22 protein-coding genes are annotated in these 25539 nt (G+C 53.3%); 9 read left to right on the top strand and 13 right to left on the bottom strand.

Annotated features, from left to right (window positions below):
- Nucleotides 1-244: 244 nt before the first annotated feature.
- The 3 genes from AB8809_RS11000 to narX form a co-directional block, all read right to left on the bottom strand.
- Nucleotides 245-1522: an acyltransferase gene (locus tag AB8809_RS11000; protein WP_180778045.1), complete on the bottom strand. Its 1278-nt coding sequence runs from the start codon at nucleotides 1520-1522 to the stop codon at nucleotides 245-247.
- Nucleotides 1523-1784: 262 nt separating this feature from the next.
- Nucleotides 1785-2435 (bottom strand): two-component system response regulator NarL, encoded by a 651-nt coding sequence (gene narL / locus AB8809_RS11005; RefSeq protein ID WP_010276892.1) that lies wholly within the window; start codon nucleotides 2433-2435, stop codon nucleotides 1785-1787.
- On the bottom strand, nucleotides 2428-4236 hold the full coding sequence (narX, locus tag AB8809_RS11010; protein WP_349856002.1) for a nitrate/nitrite two-component system sensor histidine kinase NarX: 1809 nt from the start codon (nucleotides 4234-4236) through the stop codon (nucleotides 2428-2430). Before narX ends, narL begins: the two co-directional genes overlap by 8 nt.
- Nucleotides 4237-4571: 335 nt before the next feature.
- Between narX and AB8809_RS11015 the strand changes: the two genes are divergently transcribed.
- The 5 genes from AB8809_RS11015 (at nucleotide 4572) to narI (ending at nucleotide 13447) form a co-directional block, all read left to right on the top strand.
- Nucleotides 4572-5960: a NarK family nitrate/nitrite MFS transporter gene (locus AB8809_RS11015; protein WP_180778047.1), complete on the top strand. Its 1389-nt coding sequence runs from the start codon at nucleotides 4572-4574 to the stop codon at nucleotides 5958-5960.
- Between the two features lie 714 nt (nucleotides 5961-6674).
- Nucleotides 6675-10466: a nitrate reductase subunit alpha gene (locus AB8809_RS11020; protein ID WP_180778048.1), complete on the top strand. Its 3792-nt coding sequence runs from the start codon at nucleotides 6675-6677 to the stop codon at nucleotides 10464-10466.
- Nucleotides 10466-12031 carry a nitrate reductase subunit beta gene (gene narH, locus AB8809_RS11025; protein ID WP_015840483.1) on the top strand — a complete coding sequence of 522 codons (1566 nt, stop codon included), beginning with the start codon at nucleotides 10466-10468 and terminating at the stop codon, nucleotides 12029-12031. The genes AB8809_RS11020 and narH overlap by 1 nt, the downstream gene beginning before the upstream one ends.
- Nucleotides 12024-12743 carry a nitrate reductase molybdenum cofactor assembly chaperone gene (gene narJ / locus AB8809_RS11030; RefSeq protein WP_349856001.1) on the top strand — a complete coding sequence of 240 codons (720 nt, stop codon included), beginning with the start codon at nucleotides 12024-12026 and terminating at the stop codon, nucleotides 12741-12743. The genes narH and narJ overlap by 8 nt, the downstream gene beginning before the upstream one ends.
- 26 nt (nucleotides 12744-12769) lie before the next feature.
- Nucleotides 12770-13447 carry a respiratory nitrate reductase subunit gamma gene (gene narI / locus AB8809_RS11035; RefSeq protein ID WP_180778088.1) on the top strand — a complete coding sequence of 226 codons (678 nt, stop codon included), beginning with the start codon at nucleotides 12770-12772 and terminating at the stop codon, nucleotides 13445-13447.
- Nucleotides 13448-13548: 101 nt separating this feature from the next.
- On the opposite strand, the gene AB8809_RS11040 is transcribed toward narI, so the two are convergent.
- Nucleotides 13549-14421: an EamA family transporter gene (locus AB8809_RS11040; RefSeq protein ID WP_349856000.1), complete on the bottom strand. Its 873-nt coding sequence runs from the start codon at nucleotides 14419-14421 to the stop codon at nucleotides 13549-13551.
- A 62-nt stretch (nucleotides 14422-14483) separates the two neighbouring features.
- Here AB8809_RS11040 and AB8809_RS11045 point away from each other — a divergent pair, with 62 nt between their 5' ends.
- Both AB8809_RS11045 and AB8809_RS11050 read left to right on the top strand, forming a co-directional pair.
- Entirely contained in the window at nucleotides 14484-15011 is a 528-nt protein-coding gene (locus tag AB8809_RS11045) for a MarR family winged helix-turn-helix transcriptional regulator (protein WP_015840479.1), read from the top strand.
- Between the two features lie 3 nt (nucleotides 15012-15014).
- Nucleotides 15015-15491: an OsmC family protein gene (locus tag AB8809_RS11050; protein WP_181844867.1), complete on the top strand. Its 477-nt coding sequence runs from the start codon at nucleotides 15015-15017 to the stop codon at nucleotides 15489-15491.
- A gap of 102 nt (nucleotides 15492-15593) precedes the next feature.
- On the opposite strand, the gene AB8809_RS11055 is transcribed toward AB8809_RS11050, so the two are convergent.
- From AB8809_RS11055 to AB8809_RS11065, 3 genes are read right to left on the bottom strand one after another with little or no spacing between them, the layout of a single operon-like run.
- Entirely contained in the window at nucleotides 15594-16736 is a 1143-nt protein-coding gene (locus AB8809_RS11055; protein ID WP_349855999.1) for a DSD1 family PLP-dependent enzyme, read from the bottom strand.
- Nucleotides 16733-17674 carry an ornithine cyclodeaminase family protein gene (locus AB8809_RS11060; RefSeq protein WP_349855998.1) on the bottom strand — a complete coding sequence of 314 codons (942 nt, stop codon included), beginning with the start codon at nucleotides 17672-17674 and terminating at the stop codon, nucleotides 16733-16735. The genes AB8809_RS11055 and AB8809_RS11060 overlap by 4 nt, the downstream gene beginning before the upstream one ends.
- 10 nt (nucleotides 17675-17684) lie before the next feature.
- Complete coding sequence (locus AB8809_RS11065) at nucleotides 17685-18659, bottom strand: threo-3-hydroxy-L-aspartate ammonia-lyase (RefSeq protein ID WP_349855997.1); 975 nt, start codon at nucleotides 18657-18659, stop codon at nucleotides 17685-17687.
- Between the two features lie 264 nt (nucleotides 18660-18923).
- Between AB8809_RS11065 and AB8809_RS11070 the strand changes: the two genes are divergently transcribed.
- A complete protein-coding gene (locus AB8809_RS11070) occupies nucleotides 18924-19547 on the top strand; it encodes a transcriptional regulator (protein WP_015840474.1) in 624 nt (207 codons plus the stop codon).
- A 111-nt stretch (nucleotides 19548-19658) separates the two neighbouring features.
- On the opposite strand, the gene AB8809_RS11075 is transcribed toward AB8809_RS11070, so the two are convergent.
- Nucleotides 19659-20450: a hypothetical protein gene (locus tag AB8809_RS11075; RefSeq protein ID WP_349855996.1), complete on the bottom strand. Its 792-nt coding sequence runs from the start codon at nucleotides 20448-20450 to the stop codon at nucleotides 19659-19661.
- Nucleotides 20451-20848: 398 nt separating this feature from the next.
- On the opposite strand from AB8809_RS11075, the gene AB8809_RS11080 reads away from it, so the two are divergent.
- Nucleotides 20849-21097: a GlsB/YeaQ/YmgE family stress response membrane protein gene (locus AB8809_RS11080; RefSeq protein WP_005972245.1), complete on the top strand. Its 249-nt coding sequence runs from the start codon at nucleotides 20849-20851 to the stop codon at nucleotides 21095-21097.
- Between the two features lie 47 nt (nucleotides 21098-21144).
- Here AB8809_RS11080 and AB8809_RS11085 read toward each other — a convergent pair whose 3' ends face one another.
- The 5 genes from AB8809_RS11085 to AB8809_RS11105 form a co-directional block, all read right to left on the bottom strand.
- Nucleotides 21145-21687 (bottom strand): AAA family ATPase, encoded by a 543-nt coding sequence (locus AB8809_RS11085; protein WP_349855995.1) that lies wholly within the window; start codon nucleotides 21685-21687, stop codon nucleotides 21145-21147.
- Complete coding sequence (locus tag AB8809_RS11090; RefSeq protein ID WP_349855994.1) at nucleotides 21684-22337, bottom strand: 2OG-Fe(II) oxygenase; 654 nt, start codon at nucleotides 22335-22337, stop codon at nucleotides 21684-21686. The genes AB8809_RS11085 and AB8809_RS11090 overlap by 4 nt, the downstream gene beginning before the upstream one ends.
- Before the next feature lie 69 nt (nucleotides 22338-22406).
- A complete protein-coding gene (locus AB8809_RS11095) occupies nucleotides 22407-23651 on the bottom strand; it encodes an aspartate aminotransferase family protein (RefSeq protein WP_349855993.1) in 1245 nt (414 codons plus the stop codon).
- Nucleotides 23635-24684: a Stf0 family sulfotransferase gene (locus AB8809_RS11100; protein ID WP_225182491.1), complete on the bottom strand. Its 1050-nt coding sequence runs from the start codon at nucleotides 24682-24684 to the stop codon at nucleotides 23635-23637. The genes AB8809_RS11095 and AB8809_RS11100 overlap by 17 nt, the downstream gene beginning before the upstream one ends.
- Before the next feature lie 13 nt (nucleotides 24685-24697).
- Nucleotides 24698-25513 carry a TauD/TfdA family dioxygenase gene (locus AB8809_RS11105; protein ID WP_349855992.1) on the bottom strand — a complete coding sequence of 272 codons (816 nt, stop codon included), beginning with the start codon at nucleotides 25511-25513 and terminating at the stop codon, nucleotides 24698-24700.
- Between the last annotated feature and the right edge of the window lie 26 nt (nucleotides 25514-25539).

The following is a 25539-nucleotide window of genomic DNA, read 5'->3' on the forward strand; positions in this document are numbered from 1 at the left end:
ACAGCCGTTGAAAACGAACCGGTTTAGCCCGGAACGGCAAACATTAACAGGAATCGAAGTGATGCTCTACTCGAAAACGGTAATTGATTAGAATGTAAATAGTTATAAAAGTTGCTATTGATGATTAACAGCTATAACGCGATGTCTGTCACATTTTGGGGCTGATAGAAAGGCATGTGTCATGTGGGCAGGTTTCTCTGGCCCGAGCGATTTCAGGCCAGAGAGGCGTGTGCGAGAACTGATGCTACGCGGCGCGTTGCGTTCGTGAAGTACTGTTGGTGTTCAGGAAACGCGAGGTCAGGAACGTCCTCACGCGCAGCACGATCCGTTCCTGGAAGAGCACACAGAGCGTCACGGTCGTGAGCAGGAAAATAATATAGCCCGTCATGGAAAGCTGCACCTGACCGGCGGCGGCAATGCATTGATCCCAATCGCTAAAGCAGGCCATCGGATTACCGCGCACCAGCTGTTCCAGCGTACGGAACAGATTGAAAAGCGGAACGTGCAGCGCAAAGATCGAGAGCGATGCTGCACCCAGACGCGGGGACCAATGTCGCAGCCACGCGCTGTCAGGCTCACGAGCCAACGCGCTGAGGCAGACCAAACCGACCTGTGCAGGCAGAAGCAAGCCGTTATGCAACAGGAAGTACCAATAGGCTTCGCCTTTTGTGAACAGCCAGGTGGCGACAAGAAAATTTACACTGATAAAGAGGGCGAGTGCAGAGCGCTGGCCTTTGGTCAGCGGCAAGCGATCTTTCTGACGATAATGACGGAATAGCGCATACCCCAAAATCCCGGCCAGAAATTCCGGCAGACGGAAGATCGGCCCGCGCTGCAATAACCCGGTGTACGGCATGCCGAACTGCTGTTGCCAGATAACCCAAATCGGCGGCAGCAGGTATAACAGGCAGACGATCCCCATCCACAACCACGGATGACGGCTGTTCAGCAGACGCGGGGCCAGCAGCGGGAAGGTCAGATAGAAAAAGAACAGGGTAGAAAGCGACCATAACGGGGCATTGAAGGTCAGGAAGTAAGGATTCCATGCCTGCAACATCAGTACCTGCAATAACCCGTTGAACGCCAATTGCGCATTCGTCATGTAATGGCGCAGCGTTTCGGGGTCGGCAGCGGGGTCGTTAGTGTCATAAATAACAAAACGCGCACTGGCGACTTGCCCTTCCGGCGGCACGGCCAGCCACTGCATGAGCGTGACGACGGCAATGGAAGACAGCAGGGCAATGATGTGGATAGGGTAAAGATTAAAGAAGCGTTTGGCCCAGAACTGACGAACCGGCTCACGCAGACGCCCGTCTTTAATGTAGACATGCGCGAGTAAAAAACCCGACAGAACAAAGAACGTGCTGGTCGCGAAGAATCCCATGCTGGTGAGCTCGCTTAAGAAAGGAATGCGCTCACGCTGGGGATAAACGTGGACCGTGTGATAAATCATCACATAGCAGCCGAGCAAAAATCGTAACCATTCCAGGCCGATAAATCGCTCCTTATTGACCTTCTTCATGTTGTTCCTCAACGTTAAACTCGGTGTAAAAGCCGAAAAATGCGATTACAAACTAGTTTAGACGAGAGCAACGTCACATTAATTAGGATAATGGCTATAAATGCCGGTTTCGTTTAGCAACCGTTTACATTTTGTGGGGCGTTGGCGGGATTTGCATCAACTGTCGCTGCATCCTCGCTCGCGCGAGGATAATCTCGGACGGTAGGGCGCCAGAGCGCCTTATCCGTACCGCTGACAATAGCTGTTTTTTATGACAATTTAATTAAATCACTTTTTCTTGTAATACCCAGACGGCCGCTTCAACCCGTGATTTTAACTTCATCTTCTTCAACAGGTGTTTGACGTGAACCTTAACGGTGCTTTCGGTAATCGTGAGTTTGCGGGCAATGACTTTATTGGACAATCCTTGAGCCAGCAGTTTCAGAATATCGCGTTCGCGCGGCGTGAGCTGCTGAATATCCCGGTCGCTGCTGTGACGGCTTTCACGCAGGCTGGCGGCCAGAATCGGCGTCAGTGTTTCACTCAGCACCATTTTTCCTGAAGCGGCCTGATGCAGCGCAGCCAGTAAATCTTCTGGCTCCATATCTTTCAGCAGGTAACCATCGGCCCCATTTTTTAAGGCGTTGACAACATCGTCTTCGTGGTTAGATACGCTAAAGACGACAATACGACCAGACAGCGATTTTTCCCGCAGACGATTCAGCGTTTCCAGGCCATTCATGCCGGGCATGTTCAAATCGAGCAAAATCAAATCCGGATCCAACTGCTCCGCGAGCTCAACACCCTGTTCGCCGTGACTGGCTTCACCTGCTACCTGTAATTCCGGGTCCATGCTGATGAGTTGCTTCACGCCATTGCGCAACATGGGATGGTCATCAATCAGCAGTAGGGTGGCAGCATCTTCGTTAATCATGAGTTTCTCCTGTTAATGGCAGCCGGTGACGGTATTCGGCGAGGAAGCTGACGTTCACTTCAGTGCCCCCCGATGGCCGGCGTCGAACAATGCATTCGCCGTGCAAACCCCGTGCACGGTCGCGCATGATAATAAGTCCATAGTGGTTGGCGCGGCTGGCATCATCAGGAATGCCGATGCCATTATCGGCCACGCTAAGTTCGATGTGGCCCTGACGTAGTTGCAGGGTGATATCGACCTGTGTGGCCTGCGCATGTTTGTAAATATTGCTCAGTGCTTCACGCACAATTTGCAGGACGTGAATGCCCTGATGTGCGGAGACCGACTGCGGCGGCAGACGGTAATGGAGTTCGATGGGGTACCCAAGTCGTTTGCTGAATTCATCGACCGAGGCCCGCAGCGCGGCAAGTAAGCCGGATTCCGACAGTTTCAGCCGGAAGGTGGTCAGGAGTTCACGCAGTTGGCGATAGGCGGTGTTCAACTCTTCCCGCATTTCCGTCAACAGCTGCTGTGAAGCCGGGGGCAAATCACCGCCTTGCATTTGCAGGCAGCTCACCTGAATTTTCAGGCAGGAGAGGGACTGCGCGATAGAGTCGTGTAGTTCGCGGGCAATCGTGGCGCGTTCTTCCATCAGCATCAGCTGCTGTTGATGGTTGGATTGCCGCTCCAGCGCCAGCGTGCTGGTCAACTGTTCCAATAAGGTATTCAGTAACTGATTCTGATCGCGGCTTAGTGCGGTATTGTCTGGCAGCGTGGCCAGTACGACGCCGTACTGCCCGTGTTTATCGTGCAGATCCCAACAGTGAGGCTCCCCCTGCATCTCTTCACGTTTTACCTGCATGCCGCAACTTTGGCAGCTGTTGTCCGGGCAGTGATCCGGCTGCGACTGGCTGAAATCACTGAACTGATGAAACTGCTCCTGATTGTTATCTTCATACAGCCGTAGTTGAATATTGCGAAGCGGCGTCAGCGATGACAGTTCGTTCAGAATCGGCATTAGCCGACTGCACAGTGGCGCACCGGTATGCAGGCGTCGACTGGCGCGATAAAGGAAAGAGAGTAGATCGTTTTTCTGTTGCAGGTCGGCGGTTTTCTCTGCCACGCGCTGCTCAAGACTGTGGTACATGGCGGACAGTTCATCCGACATGCTATTCAGCACCTGTCCCAGCGTGCTCATTTCATCATGACCGTTAATGGTGACGCGCTGGGTGAAATCGCCGTGACCGATGGCCTGCGCCATCGACACCAAGCGTCGCCACGGTGTCAACAGACGGCGACGCAGATAAAAGAACGTGGTGATCAGCAGAATAAGCATGATGCCGATAAAGACGCGCTGCACCAGCGTGACCATCATCAAGCGCTGCTCGGTCTTATGATCGATGGCGGAGACCAGATCGTCCAGTTGCTTCACGAAGCGGGCGACATCTGCCGACGCATCGGAAGAATGCGTTGCCTGTCGCAGATGTGGTTGTAGATTCTCCAGCCAGAAAACACGCAACGCGGTAAATTGTTCGCTAAGTCCTTCCCGACGTACGGCCTGCTGTAGGTCGCTGCTGATTTCGTCCTCTTCCAGTTCTTGCAGGTAAATTTCATTCTCGGCAGAGAGTGGCACCATCGAGAGTAGGCGGTAACTCTGCATGCGAAGCGAGCCCGCTTTATTAATGGCGTGCGCGTTCCCCTGGATGCTCTGAGACATCCAACTGGAAACCGACATACCTGCAATACCCAGCAAACCGAGTAGCAGCATCAATAGTGCAACCTGATTGACGAGCGACAGCGGCAGCAGGAAACGTTTCAACATAAACAGCGACCTCTGCTGGAGGAGTAGAAAATCAGTACCGGGAAGGATAACCCTTTTGGCATTTTTCCCGATCCTACATGATAACCCTATACCCACTAGTGAGTACCACCGAATATCCGTGCCTTGAAAGGGGGTATGACAGTCAGAAAAAATGGAGATATAACAGATTGAATTATCGCTGCTTATTTTTCTATTTTTATTACTCATTAAGGAGTGTGGCTGTTTTTACACGGTTTTTTTACCTGACAGCGCGTTGATTTGCATCAACTTTACCTGCGGTGTAATCCCTAATGTTGCGCCTTAATTCTACCGCGTTTTTATTTATCGAGGTTTTTATGACGCAGCCTTCATCACCCGAAAAAGTATCGCAAAGTACGCTGATCAGGGAATGGAACCCTGAAGATACAAAATTCTGGCAATCTGGCGGCCAACGGATAGCACAGCGTAACCTTTGGATCTCTGTTCCCTGTTTGCTGTTGTCGTTTTGTGTCTGGATGATATTCAGCACCGTAGCCGTTAACCTAAACAAGGTCGGGTTTCGTTTTACCACAGATCAGTTATTTTTACTGACCGCGCTGCCTTCCGTCTCCGGCGCGCTGTTGCGTGTACCTTACTCCTTCGTTATCCCGTTGGTTGGCGGTCGCCGCTGGACGACGCTGAGTACTTTCATTCTGATTATCCCGTGTATCTGGCTCGGGTTTGCCGTACAAGACCCGCACACGCCTTACAATATTTTCGTGACGATTTCCCTGCTGTGTGGTTTTGCAGGCGCAAACTTTGCCTCCAGCATGGCTAACATCAGCTTCTTCTTCCCCAAATCACGGCAGGGCAGCGCGCTAGGCATTAATGGCGGCTTGGGTAACCTCGGCGTGAGCGTGATGCAACTGCTGGTGCCGGTGGTGATCTTCCTGCCAATTCTGGGCTTCTCCGGCAATGGTGTTGTTCAGCCAGACGGCCATCAGATTTGGTTGCACCATGCGGCATGGATGTGGGTACCGTTTTTGGTGATTGCTGCAACCGCGGCCTGGTTTGGCATGAACGATCTTCCTGCGCCTAATGCGTCAATACGCAAGCAGTTGCCGGTTCTGAAGCAAATGCACCTGTGGGTGCTCAGCTTCCTGTATTTGTCTACGTTTGGCTCATTTATCGGTTTTTCTGCGGGTTTCGGCATGCTGTCCAGAACGCAGTTCCCAGACATTGTGATTCTGTACTACGCGTTCTTCGGGCCGCTGCTGGGGGCGTTGGCGCGTCCGGTGGGCGGAATGCTATCTGATCGTTTTGGCGGTGTGAAAGTTACGCTGATTAACTTCATCCTGATGGCGATTTTCTCGGTGTTGCTGTTCCTGTCTCTGCCGAGTGCGAACTCTACGGGTTCATTCGAGATGTTCTTTGGCATCTTCATGATGCTGTTCCTGACGGCAGGTTTGGGGAGTGGCTCAACCTTCCAGATGATTGCGGTGATTTTCCGTAAATTAACGGCGGATCGCGTTAAATCGCAAGGCGGGAGCGATGCGGATGCGCAGAGTACCGCAGCCACGGACACGGCGGCGGCGCTGGGCTTTATTTCGGCCATTGGCGCGATCGGCGGGTTCTTCATTCCTCAAGCCTTCGGGATGTCGCTGGAGTTAACCGGTTCACCCACGGGGGCGATGAAGGTGTTTGTGGTGTGCTATGTTGTGTGCGTATTGGTGACCTGGCTGTTCTATGCCAGAAAGAAAAATTAGTTGCCTAAAATTCCAGAATATTCTCTGTTTCTGTTTTTCCGGCGTAAAAATTATGCAGCGGTGGGCATGAGCACCGAGTGAGCGGCATGGACGCCGCGAAAGTCAGTGCCGCGTTTGGAACGCGTCACTGGCGGCTCGAATAGTGCTCATGAACACCGATGGGACCGCCGCAGCGGCATAATTTAGCCGGAAGCCTGGGGTCTCGGGGCGAGCGGCGCTTGAGCCGCCCCGAGTCGGGCGCGTGCTACGAAGTAGCATGAAAATGACAGTGTTGTCGCGCACGAAATATTCGCAATACCTGCATAAAACATAAAAATGTGACTACGGCGCCTCCTCCTTTTCGGGGAGGCGTTTTTTTCACGCTGCATCCAGCGTCCCCCCTTTACTGAATTTGTACGATTCTTCGTCTCTTTCCGACTACTACCTCTAAATAGTCGTGTGTATGAATTCAGTATAAACACAAAATTAATGGTTTTATTTTTATCATTATATATCAGTAATTTAGTTTGTTTTTTCGTGATAATTCTTTAGTGGTAGTTGCTGATGTACTCCGTTTTTCACCGGGGGACACTCTTGATCGTTATCAAATTTGGCGACGTGGTTGCTGGATACCCTAGCGCCAACTTGAGCGATGTGTCGTAAGCAAAAACAGATGTCTGCTACGAGCATTTCATAACGACAGGGGCCAGCAGGCTTCGCAGCAGGAGAGTCCGGATGAGCAAATTCCTTGACCGGTTACGTTACTTCAAACAACTGGCCGAACCGTTTTCCGATGGTCATGGCCAGACCCTCAATACCAATCGTGACTGGGAAGACGGCTATCGCAGTCGCTGGCAGCATGACAAAATCGTACGTTCTACCCACGGAGTAAACTGCACCGGTTCATGTAGCTGGAAGATTTATGTGAAAAATGGTCTGGTGACGTGGGAAACGCAGCAGACTGACTATCCGCGTACCCGCCCGGACCTGCCTAACCATGAACCTCGCGGTTGCCCGCGCGGAGCCAGCTATTCCTGGTATCTCTACAGCGCTAACCGCCTGAAATACCCAATGATGCGTAAGCGCCTGCTGAAACTGTGGCGTGAAGCGAAACTGACGCACAGCGATCCAGTTGATGCCTGGGCATCCATCGTTAACGACCCCGAAAAAACCAAATACTACAAACAAATTCGTGGCCGTGGCGGCTTCGTTCGTTCTGACTGGAACGAAGTCAACGAGCTGATCGCCGCCTCTAACGTTTACACAGCCAAGACCTTCGGCCCAGACCGCATTATCGGTTTCTCCCCGATTCCTGCGATGTCGATGGTGTCCTACGCCGCGGGTGCGCGTTACCTCTCTTTGCTCGGCGGTGTATGCCTGAGCTTCTACGACTGGTACTGTGACTTGCCGCCTGCGTCACCGATGACGTGGGGCGAACAAACTGACGTACCGGAGTCTGCCGACTGGTATAACTCCTCTTACATCATTGCCTGGGGTTCTAACGTTCCGCAAACCCGTACCCCGGATGCCCACTTTTTTACGGAAGTCCGCTACAAAGGCACCAAAACCGTGGCGGTCACGCCGGATTACGCTGAAATCGCCAAGCTGTGCGATCAGTGGCTGAACCCGAAACAAGGGACCGACAGCGCGATGGCGCTGGCAATGGGCCACGTTATTCTCAAAGAATTCCACCTCGACAAACCAAGTCAGTATTTCAGCGAGTATGTGCGCCAATACACGGACTTACCGATGCTGGTGCTGCTGGAACCGCGCGAAGACGGTTACTACGCGGCGGGTCGTATGCTGCGAGCCTCCGATCTGGTGGACAACCTCGGTCAGGACAACAATCCGCAGTGGAAAACCATCGCGATTGACGATGAAAGCGGCAACCTGACGGCACCGCAAGGGTCGATTGGCTACCGTTGGGGCGATCAGGGCAAATGGAATCTGGAACAGCGCGACGGTCTGAGCGGTGAAGAAGTGAAGCTGCGCTTGAGCCTGCTGGGGTCGCACGACGATGTCGTTGATGTCGGCTTCCCGTATTTTGGTGGCGCGGTCAGCGAGCATTTCAACAACGTTGAGCTACAAGAAATTCTGCTGCACAAACTGCCGGTTAAGCGTTTGACGCTGGCTGACGGTAGCGAAGCGCTGGTTGCCTGCGTGTATGACCTGACGATGGCGAACTACGGTCTGGATCGCGGTCTGGGCGACGACAACTGCGCGCGTGATTACGATGATGTCAAAGCGTACAGCCCTGCCTGGGCCGAGAAGATTACTGGCGTTTCTCGTCAGAACATCATCCGTATTGCACGTGAATTCGCAGACAACGCGGATAAAACGCACGGGCGCTCTATGGTCATCGTCGGTGCGGGTATCAACCACTGGTACCACATGGACATGAACTACCGCGGCATCATCAACATGCTGATTTTCTGCGGCTGTGTCGGTCAGAGCGGTGGCGGTTGGGCGCACTACGTCGGACAAGAAAAATTGCGTCCGCAAACGGGCTGGACGCCGCTGGCGTTTGGTCTGGACTGGCAGCGTCCGCCGCGCCACATGAACAGCACGTCGTTCTTCTATAACCACTCCAGCCAATGGCGTTATGAAACCGTCGCGCCGCAAGAGCTGCTGTCACCGCTGGCGGACAAATCCCGCTTTAGCGGCAGCATGATTGACTTCAACGTACGTGCTGAACGTATGGGCTGGCTGCCGTCTGCGCCGCAACTGAACGTTAACCCGCTGGATATCGCGGAGAAAGCGCGGGCCGCGGGTGTAACGCCGCAGGACTATACCGTTGCCGCGTTGAAATCAGGCGAAATCAAATTTGCCGCTGAACAGCCGGATAGTGAGCAAAACTACCCACGCAACCTGTTCATCTGGCGTTCTAACCTGTTGGGTTCCTCCGGTAAAGGCCACGAATACATGCTGAAGTACCTGCTGGGTACGGAGCACGGTATTCAGGGGCAAGATCTGGGCACGGCAGGCAGCGTGAAGCCGGAAGAAGTGGAATGGCGCGATCAGGGCGTTGAAGGAAAACTGGATCTGGTGGTGACGCTTGATTTCCGTATGTCCAGCACCTGCCTGTACTCCGACATCGTTCTGCCAACGGCAACCTGGTACGAAAAAGACGACATGAATACCTCGGATATGCATCCGTTTATTCACCCGCTGTCTGCGGCTGTCGATCCTGCATGGGATTCCAAAAGCGACTGGGAAATCTACAAAGGTATTGCGAAAGCTTTCTCCCGCGTGTGTCAGGGACATCTGGGCCAGGAAACCGATCTGGTGACCTTGCCGATTCAGCACGACTCGGCGGCGGAAATGGCACAGCCGTTTGGCGTGGATGACTGGAAAAAAGGCGAATGCGATCTGATTCCGGGCAAAACGGCACCGCACCTGATGGTCGTGGAGCGCGATTACCCGAACCTGTACGAACGTTTCACCTCGCTCGGTCCGTTGATGGACAAGCTGGGCAACGGTGGTAAAGGCATCGGTTGGAACACGCAGACCGAAGTCGATTTCCTGAAAAAGCTGAACTACACCAAAGCGGAAGGTGCGGCGGCAGGTCGTCCGAAGATTGAAACGGCGATCGACGCGGCAGAAGTAATTCTGTCTCTGGCCCCGGAAACCAACGGTCAGGTAGCGGTGAAAGCATGGGAAGCGCTGAGCAAATTCACGGGGCGTGACCACACGCATCTGGCACTGAATAAAGAAGACGAGAAAATTCGCTTCCGCGATATTCAGGCGCAGCCGCGCAAGATTATCTCCAGCCCGACCTGGTCTGGCCTCGAAGACGAACACGTTTCCTATAACGCCTGTTATACCAACGTTCATGAGCTGATTCCGTGGCGTACGCTGTCCGGCCGCCAGCAACTGTATCAAGACCATGAGTGGATGCGCGCCTTCGGTGAAAGCCTGCTGGTCTACCGTCCGCCGGTCGATACTCGTGCGGCAGAACCTGTAATGAATAAGAAACCTAACGGCAACCCGGAAAAAGCGCTGAACTTCCTGACGCCGCACCAGAAATGGGGCATTCACTCCACGTACAGCGACAACTTGTTAATGCTGACGCTGGGACGTGGCGGCCCGATTATCTGGCTGAGCGAAGAGGATGCCCGCGATTTGGGCATTGCGGATAACGACTGGATAGAAGCGTTTAACGCCAACGGTGCGCTGACGGCACGTGCGGTAGTTAGCCAACGTGTACCTGCGGGCATGACGATGATGTACCACGCGCAGGAACGCATTATTAATCTGCCTGGTTCGGAAGTGACCCAACAGCGCGGCGGTATTCACAACTCGGTGACCCGCATCACCCCGAAACCGACCCATATGATCGGTGGCTATGCCCAACTGGCTTATGGCTTTAACTACTACGGCACCGTCGGGTCAAACCGCGATGAATTCGTCGTGGTTCGTAAAATGAAACGCATCGACTGGCTGGATGATGAAGGCCAGGACTATGTTCAGCAACAAACGGTTCAGCAACAAACAGTACAAAAATCGGTACAGCAGGAGAAAGCCTGATGAAAATTCGTTCACAAGTGGGCATGGTGCTGAATCTGGACAAATGCATCGGTTGTCACACCTGCTCCGTTACCTGTAAAAACGTCTGGACCAGCCGTGAAGGGATGGAATACGCCTGGTTTAACAACGTCGAAACCAAACCGGGCGTGGGCTATCCCCATGCCTGGGAAGATCAGGAAAAATGGAAGGGCGGCTGGATCCGTAAAATCAGCGGTAAGCTTGAGCCGCGTATGGGTAATCGCGTCAGCGTGTTGTCCAAAATCTTCGCTAACCCGGATGTGCCGGAAATCGACGACTACTATGAGCCGTTCGACTACGACTATCAGAACCTGCGTAAAGCGCCGGAAGGTAAGCATCAGCCTGTCGCCCGCCCGCGCTCGCTGATTACCGGCCAGCGGATGAAGAAAATCGAGAACGGCCCGAACTGGGAAGACGATCTGGGTGGTGAATTTAGCGTACGCGCCAAAGATAAAAACTTTGAGCATATGCAGAAAGAGATGTACGGCCAGTTCGAAAACACGTTCATGATGTATCTGCCGCGTCTGTGTGAGCACTGCCTGAACCCGGCGTGTGTCGCGACCTGTCCGAGCGGCGCGATCTACAAACGTGGCGAAGACGGTATCGTCCTGATCGATCAGGATAAATGCCGCGGCTGGCGTATGTGCCTGACCGGTTGCCCGTACAAGAAAATCTACTTCAACTGGAAGAGCGGCAAATCAGAAAAATGTATTTTCTGCTACCCGCGTATCGAAAGCGGTCAACCGACGCTCTGCTCGGAAACCTGCGTTGGACGTATCCGCTATCTGGGTGTGCTGCTCTATGATGCCGACCGCATCGAACAAGCGGCGTCGGTGGAAAACGAGAAAGATCTGTACCAGAGCCAACTGGACGTGTTCCTTGATCCGCACGACCCGAAAGTGATTGAACAAGCACTGAAAGACGGCATTCCAAACAGCGTCATTGAAGCGGCACAGCAGTCGCCGGTGTACAAAATGGCGATGGATTGGAAGCTGGCGCTGCCGCTGCACCCAGAATACCGCACGCTGCCGATGGTCTGGTACGTCCCGCCGTTGTCACCGATTCAGTCTGCGGCGGATGCCGGCCAACTGGCACACAGCGGCGTATTGCCGGACGTCGAAAGCCTGCGCATTCCGGTGCAGTATCTGGCGAACCTGCTGACCGCAGGGGATACCGAGCCTGTCTTGCTGGCGCTGAAACGTATGCTGGCGATGCGTCACTACAAACGTGCGGAAAGCGTAGAAGGCAAGATTGATACCAGTGCGCTGGAACAGGTTGGGTTGACGGAAGCTCAGGCGCAGGAAATGTACCGCTATCTGGCGATTGCTAACTACGAAGACCGTTTCGTGATTCCATCAAGCCATCGTGAACTGGCTCGTGAAGCCTTCCCGGAAAGCAAAGGCTGCGGCTTCAGCTTTGGCGATGGCTGCCACGGCAGCGATACCAAGTTCAACTTGTTCAACAGCAAGCGTATTGATGCGATTGATGTCAGCAGCAAAACGCGCGATATGAACAGCAAAGTCATGCGGGAGACTAATCATGATTAGCCTGCGGATTATTGCCCGCCTGCTGGACTACCCCGATAGCGAGTTGTGGGAAAACCAAGCTGAGCTGATCGAGGCGGTAGAGCAGGCCGATGCCTTACCGTTGCGTGAAAGCCATCAACTGATGCAGTTCATCAATACCTTGTGTGCGCAAGATTTGTTGGACAAACAGGCGGAGTACAGCGGCCTGTTTGATCGCGGCCGGGCGACCTCGCTGCTGCTGTTCGAGCACGTTCACGGTGAGTCTCGTGACCGTGGTCAGGCGATGGTCGATCTGATGCAGCAATATCAGGATGCCGGTTTGGCGCTGGATTGCCGTGAGCTGCCGGACTACCTACCGCTGTATCTTGAGTACCTTTCTCGTCTGGAGCCCGCGCAGAGCCGCGCGGGTTTAGTCGACATCGCGCCAATTCTGGCGTTGATTGGCGCGCGTTTGCAGCAGCGTGACAGCAGCTATGCTGTGCTGTTCGATCTGCTGCTGGCGCTGTCCGGTAGCGACCTGAAAAGTGACGATGTCACACACAAGGTGGTTGACGAAACGCGCGACGACACGCCGCAGGCGCTGGATGCCGTGTGGGAAGAGGAACAGGTTAAGTTCCTCGGCGAAGAAGGCTGCGCATCGGCCCAACAAACGCAACACCAACGCCGCTTCGCTGGCGCGGTGGTGCCGCAATATCTGAATCTTGACGCGACATCGGCGGGAGGGCAACGCTAATGAGTGCAATCACGAACTCTTCTTTTATAAACTTCAGCAATGTGTTCTTTTTTGACATCTATCCTTACCTGGCGATGGCCATTTTCCTGATTGGTAGCTGGCTGCGCTATGACTACGGCCAGTACAGCTGGCGTGCGGGTTCGAGCCAAATGCTGGATAAGAAAGGGATGCGTCTGGCGTCCAACCTGTTCCATCTGGGGATTCTGGGCGTCTTTGCCGGGCATTTCCTCGGTATGCTGACGCCGCACTGGATGTACGAAGCCTTCCTGCCAATGGACGTAAAACAGAAAATGGCGATGTTTGGCGGTGGTGCGGCAGGTCTGCTGACGTTTGTCGGTGGCGTGCTGTTGTTAAAGCGCCGTCTGACCAACCCGCGCATTCGTGCCACGTCCAGCGTTGGCGACATTCTTATTCTGTCTTTGCTGGTGATTCAGGCGGGGCTGGGGCTGCTGACCATTCCGTTCTCTGCACAGCATATGGACGGCAGTGAAATGTTGAAGCTGGTTGGTTGGGCGCAAAGCGTGGCGTTTTTCCAGGGCGGGGCGTCTGCACATTTGGCTGGGGTTGCGCTGATCTTCAAGCTGCACATCGTGCTGGGGCTGACGCTGTTCGTTCTGTTTCCGTTCTGTCGTCTGGTTCACATCTGGAGCGCACCGGTCGAGTATCTGACGCGTCGCTACCAGCTCGTGCGTAACCGTCGCTAAGTATGATAAAAACGGCGGCGTTATCGTAACGCCGCCGTTTTAACGTCTTCCTTTTCATCTTTCCCCGCCAACAACGGCCGTTATCAGCAGTTCTTCATTAATTACTTACCTCGTGCCGTCGTCCATTGCACGGCGAAAATGCTGGCTAACACGATCGCCAAACCCAGAAACGCCGTACCGGTCATCGATTGCGAAAGCAGAACCCAACCCAGCACTACGGCAGTGAGTGGACTTAGCAGCCCTAATGAGGCAACGGCAACCGTTGGCAGACGGGATACGCCACGGAACCAGAGCCCATAAGCGAGTACGGCACCCGCAAGGCAAAGATAGGCGTAGGCGGCCCATTGCGACAGGGTTAACGCGGGCAGCGGCGCATCAACCAGCCATGCGACTGGCGCCAGCATTAATCCGCCGATGAAAAGTTGCCAGCCGGTAAGCGGCAGCACGGGCAGATCGAGCCGCCAGCGGCGCGTCAGCCAGACTCCCGTCGCCATACACACCGCACCCAGCAGCGCAGCGGCGATTCCGATAGGTTCAAAGGTCGTCTGCGGCGACAGCAGCAGAATGGCCATGCCGCCGACGCCGATGATCGCCGACCACAGCGTAGCCAGTCTGGGGGCGCGATGATCCACCGCCCAGACCAACACCATGACCAGCAGCGGTTGGATCGCGCCCAGTACCGCTGCCAATCCGCCAGGCAAACGGTAAGCGGCGACGAACAGCAGTGCCTGAAAAACACCGATATTCAGAGCGCTGAGCACGACGATGCGCCACCAGTCTTGCCGGGCAGGAAAGCGGCGGGTGAATAAAAGCAGTAATAGACCCGCAGGCAGCACGCGGATAAGCGCCGCCGTGAAGGGACGATCCGGTGGCAGGAGTTCGGATGTCACAATGTAGGTAGACCCCCAAATCGCGGGAGCCATCGCCGTGAGTAGAACGTCACGCCAATAGTGTGGTGAGGATGCAGTGTTCATGACTTTACCTTCAATTCAAGATATTATGATAGTGTTGATTAATTAACTTGAAGTCAAGATAAATGAAAAATCAAACTCGCGAGCGCGAATACGACGCGGTCGATGCCATTCTTGAACAGTGGCGGCGCGAACGGCCTGATCTAGATGCCAGCCCGATGGGACCGATTGGACGTCTACGACGCTGTGCCGTGCTCATGGATCAGCGTCTGGAATCCTGTTTTTCCCGATTCGATCTGAGCAGTTGGGAATTTGATATGTTGGCGACGCTGCGGCGTGCGGGCGCGCCGCATTGCCTGAGCCCGACGGATTTGTTCTCCACGCTGATGGTGACGTCGGGTACCATGACTCACCGCCTAAAGCGTCTTGAAACCCGTGGATTTATCGAACGCGTGCAGAATGAACAGGATGCGCGCAGTACGCTTGTGCAACTCACTGGTACGGGGCTTGAACTGATTAACCGTGCCGTTGAGGCACACATTGAGAACGAGCGTCAGGTGCTCTCGGTACTGCCTGCCGATGTCCTGGCTGCGCTTGATGATAACCTCGCGGCGCTACTGCGAGGGCTGGAAAATCATAACAAAGGGAACTGAGCCATGTCTGAATACCGTGCTTTAATCTGCTGGCAGCGCGATGGGCAAGATTTTATTGATAACCGCTACAGCCGACTGCATCAGTGGCAGTTTGATGGCGGTATTACGCTGCGTGCCTCATCGTCACCGCATGTTGTCCCGCTACCTTTTTCGCTGGAAGACGCAGTCGACCCTGAAGAGGCGCTGGTGGCCTCGTTGTCCAGTTGCCATATGCTGTGGTTTCTTTCCATTGCGGCCAAAAAACGTTTCTGCGTGGATGATTATCAGGATCACGCGGTGGGCACGATGGGCGTGAATGCGGCAGGAAAAACGGCGATGTTGGACGTCACGCTGCGTCCGCAGGTAACATTCAGCGGCGAAAAGCAGCCTACCGCTGAGCAATATGCCCAGTTGCATGAACTAGCACATGACGCCTGCTACATCGCCCACTCGGTGAATTTTCCGGTGAACTGCGAGCCGACGTTAGGGACGAGCAACTGAACTGAACGCGTTGACGGCGCGCAGAGATAAACGTGAGTGATGTGAAATCACCGCCCGACGCGTGCAGATCGGGCGGGATGAGCGATTGCATGTAGCCGGTCATCACCATCCGGTAATGCGCTGCCAGGTTTCCTGCGCATTCCTGTGCGATTTCAGCACCTGATAGTGTTGATGCATCGCGGCTGTCGCGCAGGCGTGGTTAGGCAATATCCGCAACCGCGTGCCGACGGGGAAATGATCGACCGAAAGTCCACTGTCGACAGGTAGCGTGATAATGCCGTGTTCCTGATTGGTGATCGTCACGCAGAGGTCGTTGTAAGGGCTGCCGTACAGGTCGCAAACTAGCCCGTAACCGTAATCCTTTGCCTGAGGTGCTGTGCCGCGATCGCGGGAAAGCGCCATCCAGCCTGCATCAATAAACACCCAGCCTTTTTCACGGTTGTGACCAATGACGGTGCTGACAACCGACAGGGCGATATCGTCCAATGTGCACACCCCGACATTTTTCATTACCAGATCGAACGTGGTGAACACGCCCGCTCTGACTTCGGTCACGCCGGTGAGATCTTCGGCAAAATGTGCCGTCGGCGTGGCACCGACGCTGAGTTCAGGGCAGGCAATCCCCAGCGCGCGAACACGCCGTCCGGCGGTGTTGATGGCTTCACATTCTGCACGTGCGGCCGCCCTGATCGCCTCGTCTGTGCGGCAAGCGTACGATTCTCCCGCGTGCGCCAGCAGGCCAGTGAGTGTTGCACCGTTGCCGTCGATCTGTTTCGCCAGCGCAAGTAACGCGTCGCTTTCCGGCGGGATGCCGCCGCGGTGCCCGTCGCAGTCGATCTCAATAAAGACTGAAAATGTCACGCTGTTGGCGCGAGCAAAATCGACCACCGCCTGCGCCTGTTCCGCGCTATCCAGCAGAATATGAATATTCACGCCATTACGGATTAAGTTGGCGATGCGCGGCAGTTTGTGCGGGGCGATTCCCACGGCATAGAGCAGGTTGGTATAACCCGCCTCGGCAAAGGCTTCCGCTTCTGCCAGCGTCGAAACTGTCGCGGGTGAATTGGCATCTTTGAGCAGATAGCGACCGGCTTCAATCGAGCGTAGCGTTTTGAGATGCGGTCGAACCCGGCTGCCCAACGCTTCCGTTCGCTGATAAAGCCTGTCGATATTGCGTTGAAAGCGGAACTCATCAATCAGTAAAAAGGGCGTTTCCAGCGCGTTAAGCCATGCAATATTGTTCATTGTGCACCTTCGTCTCGTTGAGCCTGCTGCCAGGCGGCAAGAATGCGCTGGCCGATATATAAGTCCTGAATGGACAAACCGGAACTGTCAAACACGGTGATGTCGTCCGGCGTTTGTCGTCCCGTAGCACCTGCGCTAATCACGTTGCCGATGGCCGTCAGCGTCACATGGGCTGGCGCGTGTTGGAAGTCACCTATCATGCGGGACTGGGAAGGCAGATCGCAAAACAGGCGGCCAGCGGTAAACAGTTCTGGCGGCAGTTCCTGCTTGCCGACGGCGTCCGATCCCATACTGACGACATGCGTTCCGGCTTTAACCCAGTCAGCATTAAACAGCGGCGCGCGGGATGGCGTTGCCGTCACGATGATATCCGCTGCGCGGCACGCGCTTTCCGCATCGCTGATTTGCGCATCCAGCCCGGCGGCCTTGAGTTCTTGTGCCATCTCTGCGGATTTGCGGCTATCGCGCCCGACAATCAGCACGGTACGAATCGGGCGAATTCTTGCCAGCGCGGCGCACTCATAACGCGCCTGATTGCCGGTGCCGAACACGGCCAAAACCGAGGCATCAGGTCTTGCCAGCAAATCGGCGGCAACGGCATTGGCAGCGGCGGTACGAAAGGCGTTTACCTTTCCGGCTTCAATCGCGACAGCGATTTTCCCGATTTGCTGATCGAACAGCAAAATCAGGGAATTATGACGGGGCAGCCCGTTAGCAGGGTTTCCCGGCCAGAACGAACCGACTTTTAGCCCCGCAAGTTCACTTGTGGCGGACGCTTTGATGCTGAAAGTGTTACCTGGATCGGAACCTTGGCCGTGTACCACCGAAAAACTGCGAGCTTCCGGTTTGCTGGCGGCGAGCAGCGCCTCGCGAACGGCATCATAGGCCAGCTCATGGCTGATGAGTGATGCCGATTCTGCTTCAGAAATAAAAATCATGGTTCTTTCCTCAAGCATTGCCGGTCAGAAAAGCGCCGTAGCGGCTGATATCGACGTTTCCGCCGCTGATAATAATGCCGATGCGTTTACCGCGTAGCGATTCTCTGAGATTGCGTGCTGCCGCAAAGCTGAGGCAACCCGTTGGCTCCACGACAATCTTCATGCGTTCGGCGTAAAACCGCATAGCGTCAATCAGGTCGTCATCCGTCACGGTCAGAATATCGTCGACGTTCTGGCGAATCAGAGGAAAGGTATGGTTGCCCAGATGCTGGGTCTGTGCGCCGTCGGCAATGGTGTTGGGTGTATCAATATGCACAATGCTTCCGCTGCGGAAAGATTGCTGTCCGTCGTTGCCCGCGAGAGGCTCGACGCCATAAATTTTACAATGCGGTGATAGCTGGCGAGCAGAAAGCGCCGAACCCGATAGTAGCCCGCCGCCGCCCAGACAGACGAACAGGGCATCCAGCTCACCGGTTTCTTCCAACAGCTCTTTGGCAGCCGTGCCTTGTCCGGCAATAACGTGCGGGTGATCGTAAGGAGGAATCAGCGTCAGGCCATGTTTTTCGGCGAGATCTCTACCAATCTGCTCACGATCTTCGGTATAGCGATTGTATTCCACCACGTTTCCGCCATAGCCACGCGTTGCGGCGACTTTTGCTGCCGGTGCATCGTGCGGCATGACAATCGTTGCCGGAATACCAAGTAATTTGGCGGAAAGGGCAATGGCCTGTGCATGGTTACCGGAAGAAAACGTGACGACGCCAGCGGCTTTCTGCTCGTCGGAGAACTGCAACAGCGCGTTCATGGCACCGCGAAACTTAAATGCGCCCATGCGCTGAAAGTTTTCACATTTGAAGAAAACCTCTGCGCCGAATACGTCATTGACCGTGCGTGATGTCATCACCGGCGTTTTATTGGCATAGCCAGCAATACGTTCCGCTGCGGCTACCACATCGTCGAAAGTGGGGAGGCGTAAGTAACTCATGTCTGGATCACCTGCTAATCGTGATTGTGAATACCGAGGCCGCTGACCCCGATGCTGTCGAATGCGCAATAAACAAAATATATAAAATTAGATAAATTGTCTAACTTGATTTATGTTTAGCGTCTCGCTGCTGTGAGACTCATCGTGTGCTGCTGAAAAAGGGCAGAATGAGTAGGGATAAGGCGCGGTACTAAATCGGGTGTACTTACAGTACACTCAGCGCCAGAAAACGCGCTGGCGCAAATATTGGTAGGGGAGAGAAATATGGCGGCATCTGGAGAAGGTCTGTTGCTGACGCAGCTAGAGGCCATCGCGAAAGGGCTGAGCGAGACGTTTGCGCCATTTTGTGAAGTGGTCGTGCACGATCTGAAGAACCCGGAACACGCGATACTTTCCATTCACAATAACCTCTCTGGCCGGGAGGTGGGTGCTCCTGCGACGGAACTGGGTCTTGCCCGCATCGCCTCGCCCGAGTTTCCTAACATTCTGGCGAATTACGCCAACCAGTTTGCCGATGGGCGTCCAGTAAAAAGCACCTCGGTCGGCATCAAAAATGCAGACGGTGACTACGTCGCGGCGCTATGCCTGAACGTCGACATGACGCTATTTCGTGGCATGCAGAATACGCTAGCGCAGTTCACCCAACTTGCTTCCGATTCTGTGACCGAGCATCTGGAACCAAACGGCGCAGCGGCAATCCGACAACACATCGACAATTTCGCCGCCCGGCTTGCCACCACACCACGGGCGCTAAAAGCGCAGGACAGAAAAATCCTGCTTCAGGAATTGAAAGACAGCGGCCTGCTGGAAGTCAAAAAATCGATGGAAACCATCGCACAGTACCTGGGTGTATCGCGGGCTTCGGTGTATTTGTATGCGAAGGAATAGGGCGAAAGGTTAGTTGAAACTAAAGTGCTAGAGCGCTCCTTTCGGAGCGCAAGTATGTTAGGCCTATATGCGACTAGATTATATCGTAAGAATTTTATTGACTTTCTAGAATCACATACGCGGGCTATTCGAACCTTTATCGTTATTCTTTTGGTGATTGTTTTTTTTATTGTTAGATGAGAATTTAATGGGAAAATTTCTCTGAGGATCATTCATTGCCTGTATGAGATCACTCTCGCCAGAAAAATAGTTACTGATAATTCCTTTCAGGTTGTTTGTTATATTTTTATTTTTGGCATACTTTCTTAATGTTTCTGATATATCGGTTGCTATTTGTGGTGTGAGTATGTCAGCGTAAAGCATACCATTGTTTCCATACGCTATAGCAATCATTCCATTTGTTTTAAGATAATTTTCACCTAAGGCTGTGAGTATCGCTCCAATATTTCTTTCACCTGTAGCACCATGTGTATTAAATAAGTCTTTTATATATAAATGGTTATTAACTAGTGGTCGTTTGCTATCTAATAAACTTGGCCTGCTCATTTTTATCTCTTCCATTACGAGTTCAGCATAATTCTTGGGTTGAGGTCGAGAGAGATATGAAACATTCGCCTCGTTGTAAAAATAGCGGATAGGGAAACCATATTCTTCAAAATAACAATTAGCAATAAATTGCTCATCATCCCAAGAATTCAACTCCCCGCTACTATCAAGAACTTTAACCTCAGCCATGTAAAAATGGCAACAACTGAGCGTGAATACGAAATCAGCACATAATTTATTTAACGTATCGCCTTGTTGATTATTATAAAAAGACATGTGCTGATAGCCAATTTCGTTCCTAGAACAATAGTCTTGTAAAGATGACATGATTGCAGTTTGCAATTCATTTTCTTTCATTTTTTATCTCTAGATATAGGTTGCTATGAATGAGTTTTTAGGGTGATTAAAATAATAAAATTAATTACTCTCAATATAATACCTTCTGAGGGTTTTAAAATAAACTAATATATGAAAAAATACATGGAAATTATATCTAATGTCATTTTTTTAGCTAGCTATTAATTTATCTTATTTCATTTTTAACATCATGGGTATTTTAGGTGTTTCCTCTATGAGTTGAGAATCCATCCAAGATTTTATCTGGTTGGCGCGTATATATACATGAGGTACTGACTCTCTGTCTTCTCCCATACCGCCAACCATTTCCTCAATCCTCACCTATACTTGCTTAACTGTCCGATTTGCCAATGAGTGGCAGTGTCGGGTGTGGTGAAACGAAAACGCGAGGAGTAGGTATGGGTATTCTGTCCTGGATTATTTTTGGCTTGATTGCGGGGATTCTGGCTAAGTGGATTATGCCCGGTAAAGACGGCGGCGGCTTTATCCTGACGGTGTTGCTCGGGATTGTTGGTGCGGTCGTGGGCGGCTATATCAGCGTTTTCTTTGGGTTCGGCCGGGTCGATGGCTTTAACTTCGGCAGTTTTGTGGTGGCGATTGTCGGCGCGATTGTCGTGCTGTGGGTGTACCGCAAGATTCGAGACTAGTGCTATACCCGTTGCCCCTGTTCTGGGGCAACGGCCTTTTTATTGCTTCAATATGAAGAAAACCAGTCGAGCAGTTGCTCTGCGGCCTCGTGAGGTGCCAGCGCAGAAGTGTGCAGTGAACGATGATGGGCGGCATCGATCGTATCGGCGTAGTTATAATTCTTCAGAATTTCTTTGAGCTTATCCTGCGTATTTACTTTACCGAACTGCTGTCTATCAGCGTTTTCCACTCGATTTAAGAGATGCGTTTCGTCGCTACGGAGCTGCACGAAAAATGGCGTAACGCCCTGTTCCGCGCACAGTGTCTTTATCGCCTCAATGTACCCGTCGTCTTTGGCTCCCTCATAGCAGAAGGTCGTGATCAGGTCGCGCTCATCCTCTGCAAAAAGCAGTGCGATGGCATAGAGCCTGAGCTGACAAGCGAAGCGCCTGAGCGTGCTAAATGCACTATCAGGCGGGAGCACCGCCATCGCGACATCATACGTCAGATGATTATGAAATAGCGTTGCTCCCATTTTCTCCGCCAGCAGGCGACCGATCGTGAGTTTCCCCACTGCAGGTGGCCCGTAGAGGAAAATAAGCTTCTTCACTGTGCCGTACTCGTCGTGCCGGGTTCGTAATAGGTAATATTCAGCGCATTACGTGTTTTGACGGAAACGCCAGTTAGTGGCACGACGGCATGCCAGGTTTCATAAAACCCGTTGCGGATGATGACGCTGGCGTTGCCCATGAGCGGGAGGACGGAATGGCAGACGTCCGCATGGTTGTCTGGGTTGAGAATCTGAAAGGCGCCGCCCCAGCTTTCTTCCCATTCGGCGTTGAAATAGATAATCAGGCGGAATCCGCGTTTCAGCGACGCGTCGACATGGGGGAGATAGTGGGTGTCCCGGCCGCCGCGAAAAGCCACCGCTTCCATTTTGAGTTCGGAAAGGTCGGCTCCGCAAAAGGCGGACAGGGCGGCAGTAAAGACGTCAGAGGTCAGCTCGTTACACATTCCCAGCCAGGCGTCAGAGAGCGTGGTGGCATTGCTCACTTTGCCAGAGGCTAAAGGAATCAGCGTTCGACGATAAAAGTAACCGCCGTTACGTTCACGGTAGTTAAATCCATCGGTTGGGAACTCATGGGCAAGCGTCGAGGCGATGCTGCTGTTACGCCATATCTGGGTTAATTCGCCCCACTGGAACGGGGTTTCATGTCGTTTGCCGTGTATGATACGTTCAAGATCAAAATAGTCGGACATTTTTCACTCCCTGTTGTTAATTATATCTGATGGGTGTTAATCACACCCGATAGCGGCGGCTAACGCCCATCAGAGGCTTCCCAGTGCGGTAGTCATACGTTGAATCAGTTCCTCGGTTTCATTGGCTGAAATCGTGAAGGCCGGTGCCAATTTTAGGTACGGGCCTGCTGCGCCAACGATGACACCCTGCTGACGTATCGCCGCCTGCGCGCGGCCGCACTGTTCGAGAGAGGCAAATGTCATCGACAGCATCAGGCCTTTGCCTTGCAGGCTGATCAGTCCCTCGGTTTGAGGGAAATGCTGTTTGGCGAGTTGGAGGAGCGTCCTTCCCTTTGCCGTGACCGCATCGTAGAGGTGATGTGCCTCCAGATAATCCATGACAAATAGCGCCGCGCGGCAGCCTAGCAGGTTGCCGGATTGCGTATGACCGTGGCGGAAAAACGGCGGCGCTTGTCCGGTGAAGCTGTCGGTAATGGCTTCAGTGGCAAGTACGGCGGTGATAGGAACGCCACCGCCGAGACACTTGCTGAAAATGACGATGTCAGGCTGTGCGCCTTGTGCGACTGATTCACAGAATGTTCCCGCGCGGCCAACGCCGCAGTAGACCTCGTCACAGATCAGCGGAATGTCGTGTTTCTTTGTTAACCGCGAGAGCTGTTGCAGGAAGCCCTCCGGCAGGAGCCGAGTGCCCTCCATTGCCATAATCGGTTCAATAATGACGGCAGCGATGCTCGATTCCTGTTCTTCCAGCAGCGTTTCCCAGACGCAGATGTCGCTGAGATGTTCAGGCGGGGGCATCGTGATCGTATTGCTGTCGAGCAGAGACGGTAAAATGCCTTCATTGATAAACGGGCGTCTTGTCGCCATCATCGCGCCGAGTGTACAGCCGTGGTACGCGCCGTTGATCGCCACGATTTTCGTTCGCGCCGGATGGGAGCGGTTGACCTGATATTGCCAGGCCATTTTTAGTGCACTTTCAACGCCTTCGCTGCCGCTCCCGACGATGAACGTCTTGCTCAGACCCGTACCGATGAGCTTCGCGGCAAGTTTCTCAGCCAGTTCACCGGGGAGTTGGGTATTTGAATAGATATTGCAGGCATGAATCAGTGTGGATAGTTGCTGTTGCAGGGCGGCAATGAATTCAGGGTGAGAGTGCCCCAGACAGTGGTTATAGCAGCCGGACATCCCGTCAAAATAGCGCTGGCCGCGTTCATCGTAGAGATAAACCCCTTCACCACGATGAATCAGCGGGCGTTCGTCTTTCTCTGCGAGAGCCGTATAAGGCGGCCAGTATGAGTTAGAGGTAGGATTCATATTTTGTCCCTGTCAGCGTGGTTCTGAGGTCGTCAACGTTACTCACGATCGTATCAATAGATCGGGTCTCTTTTTTCCCTGTGCCGGCGCAGAGCCTGAAATCGGAAATCCCCAAAAAGGACAGTACCGTGCTGGCAACACGATCGGGTGCTGACATCAGCGTTTCGTAGTCAAGACTGAGGATGTCGTGGTGCTGAAAAGCCTGATAAAACGCAGCCTGATTTTCCAGATTGTTATCGATGAACGCTGTTAATTCATCGGGCGATACCGCCATTTTCTCATGAGAAACCGGGCGGCTGTCATGCTGACCGACGTACCAGATACGGTCGCGCAGGCTTTTCTTCAACGACACGAATTGCTGTAGCCGACTTTGTCTTTCCAGCAGGATCAGTTTCAGGTCGGGGATCGCCTGCAAGGCAGGCCAAATCGGCGCATCACCCCAGGTAGTATCAAGATCCCGAAACAGTACGAAACCAACCGCCTCGACGTATTCAAAATAGGGTTTGAACAGGTGTCGATGCAGGATCGTCTCAATAGCGGTGTCTTTAACGGAATAGGGCAACAAATGTTGACCAAAGCGGTTGAACGCTTCACCGTGCATTTCAATGTTCGGGTGGGAACCTAGCAGCGTGCGGAGTAGGTGGGTGCCCGCTCTGGGCGTGGAGACGATAGCAAATTTCTGATAGCGGGTTTGTGCTGCCAGAACGTCTGCATCCACGCTGCCGCCGACCCATTTATATTTTTCAGCAAGGGCAATTTTCTCGCAAAACAGCGCAAAATACGGCGGTGCATCGTGCTGGAGGCCTTGTAGTTGATCCTGAACTTCGTCTCCGCGTATACCCTGAGCACTCCAGTTTACGCCGTTGAGTCGGTATTCATGAACGAAGGCCAGCATGGCTGCCAGCGTTTTCTCGCTGATCGGCGTCTCGGCTAACTCATCCCGCATCCGAGCGTGGAGGTGCTCTTGCGGGCACGTCAGCCAGCCATCCCAACGTGCCGCTAAGACGGATTCTGTCATTGAACGATCGGTCATTCTCTCTCCTTGATTATGCGATCAGGGTTGGTTCGCGGGTGAACATTCCGCGCAGCAGCGTTCTCGGATGGGCGGGATCGTCCGTGTAGGCATGACGTCCGTGAGAGATTTTATCGTTACGCATGATCAAGGCCTGCCCGCGATAAAGAGGGAATGTCAGGTGATAGCGGCTACCTTCAGCGGCCAGTTGTGATAGATACTCGACGGCCTCGACAACGCGCGGGTTGATGCCGCGCGAATACTCCCAGTCGGCGGTCATATCCAGCGTAAAGCCACCAATAAACCCACCGTCGCGATCGCGACGAAAAACCGGGCCGATATGGGCATACTGTTTCCCTGACTGTGTGCCGGTTGAACGGCGACGGAAAATCTGTTCTTCGAGCAGAATATTCGCTAAATCAGGGTGTTCAGCCTGAAGCTGCTGAAAGGCGGAAACGCTGTCGAACAGCACGGTTTCACCGCCCTGGCTGGCATGCTGCTTACACAGAAGAATCGACGTTTTTATGCTCCCAATCGGGATATAAGAACCATCGGTATGAAGAGAAAGGTGTGAGGTACTATTGAAAACCATATGCGTGCCGTGTGAGAGCCCGCCAATCTGATTTACCCCAGATGTGGAAACGCCTTCTTTATGTTCCTGACGGTTAAAGGCTGACTGATAAATCTCCCCCAGCGAATAAAGCGCTGATATTTTTTTGAAGTCAGTATCATCGTATTCCCATTCGCTGGTAACGATGGCAAATCGATATTTTTCGAGATGCGCAATAACGGCCGCTTTATCTTCACTATCAATAACCTGTGGTGACCATCCATCAAAGCAACTTTTCATCGCTATTACTCCTGTAATTAGCTCGA

This window comes from Pectobacterium aroidearum (assembly GCF_041228105.1).
Taxonomy (GTDB): domain Bacteria; phylum Pseudomonadota; class Gammaproteobacteria; order Enterobacterales; family Enterobacteriaceae; genus Pectobacterium; species Pectobacterium aroidearum.

Bases quoted from the DNA above. Each gene is read 5' to 3' on its own strand.
- AB8809_RS11000 (WP_180778045.1), bottom strand. From the start codon at position 1,522: ATGAAGAAGGTCAATAAGGAGCGATTTATCGGCCTGGAATGGTTACGA.
- narL (WP_010276892.1), bottom strand. From the start codon at position 2,435: ATGATTAACGAAGATGCTGCCACCCTACTGCTGATTGATGACCATCCC.
- narX (WP_349856002.1), bottom strand. From the start codon at position 4,236: ATGTTGAAACGTTTCCTGCTGCCGCTGTCGCTCGTCAATCAGGTTGCA.
- AB8809_RS11015 (WP_180778047.1), top strand. From the start codon at position 4,572: ATGACGCAGCCTTCATCACCCGAAAAAGTATCGCAAAGTACGCTGATC.
- AB8809_RS11020 (WP_180778048.1), top strand. From the start codon at position 6,675: ATGAGCAAATTCCTTGACCGGTTACGTTACTTCAAACAACTGGCCGAA.
- narH (WP_015840483.1), top strand. From the start codon at position 10,466: ATGAAAATTCGTTCACAAGTGGGCATGGTGCTGAATCTGGACAAATGC.
- narJ (WP_349856001.1), top strand. From the start codon at position 12,024: ATGATTAGCCTGCGGATTATTGCCCGCCTGCTGGACTACCCCGATAGC.
- AB8809_RS11040 (WP_349856000.1), bottom strand. From the start codon at position 14,421: ATGAACACTGCATCCTCACCACACTATTGGCGTGACGTTCTACTCACG.
- AB8809_RS11045 (WP_015840479.1), top strand. From the start codon at position 14,484: ATGAAAAATCAAACTCGCGAGCGCGAATACGACGCGGTCGATGCCATT.
- AB8809_RS11050 (WP_181844867.1), top strand. From the start codon at position 15,015: ATGTCTGAATACCGTGCTTTAATCTGCTGGCAGCGCGATGGGCAAGAT.
- AB8809_RS11055 (WP_349855999.1), bottom strand. From the start codon at position 16,736: ATGAACAATATTGCATGGCTTAACGCGCTGGAAACGCCCTTTTTACTG.
- AB8809_RS11060 (WP_349855998.1), bottom strand. From the start codon at position 17,674: ATGATTTTTATTTCTGAAGCAGAATCGGCATCACTCATCAGCCATGAG.
- AB8809_RS11065 (WP_349855997.1), bottom strand. From the start codon at position 18,659: ATGAGTTACTTACGCCTCCCCACTTTCGACGATGTGGTAGCCGCAGCG.
- AB8809_RS11070 (WP_015840474.1), top strand. From the start codon at position 18,924: ATGGCGGCATCTGGAGAAGGTCTGTTGCTGACGCAGCTAGAGGCCATC.
- AB8809_RS11075 (WP_349855996.1), bottom strand. From the start codon at position 20,450: ATGAAAGAAAATGAATTGCAAACTGCAATCATGTCATCTTTACAAGAC.
- AB8809_RS11080 (WP_005972245.1), top strand. From the start codon at position 20,849: ATGGGTATTCTGTCCTGGATTATTTTTGGCTTGATTGCGGGGATTCTG.
- AB8809_RS11090 (WP_349855994.1), bottom strand. From the start codon at position 22,337: ATGTCCGACTATTTTGATCTTGAACGTATCATACACGGCAAACGACAT.
- AB8809_RS11095 (WP_349855993.1), bottom strand. From the start codon at position 23,651: ATGAATCCTACCTCTAACTCATACTGGCCGCCTTATACGGCTCTCGCA.
- AB8809_RS11100 (WP_225182491.1), bottom strand. From the start codon at position 24,684: ATGACCGATCGTTCAATGACAGAATCCGTCTTAGCGGCACGTTGGGAT.
- AB8809_RS11105 (WP_349855992.1), bottom strand. From the start codon at position 25,513: ATGAAAAGTTGCTTTGATGGATGGTCACCACAGGTTATTGATAGTGAA.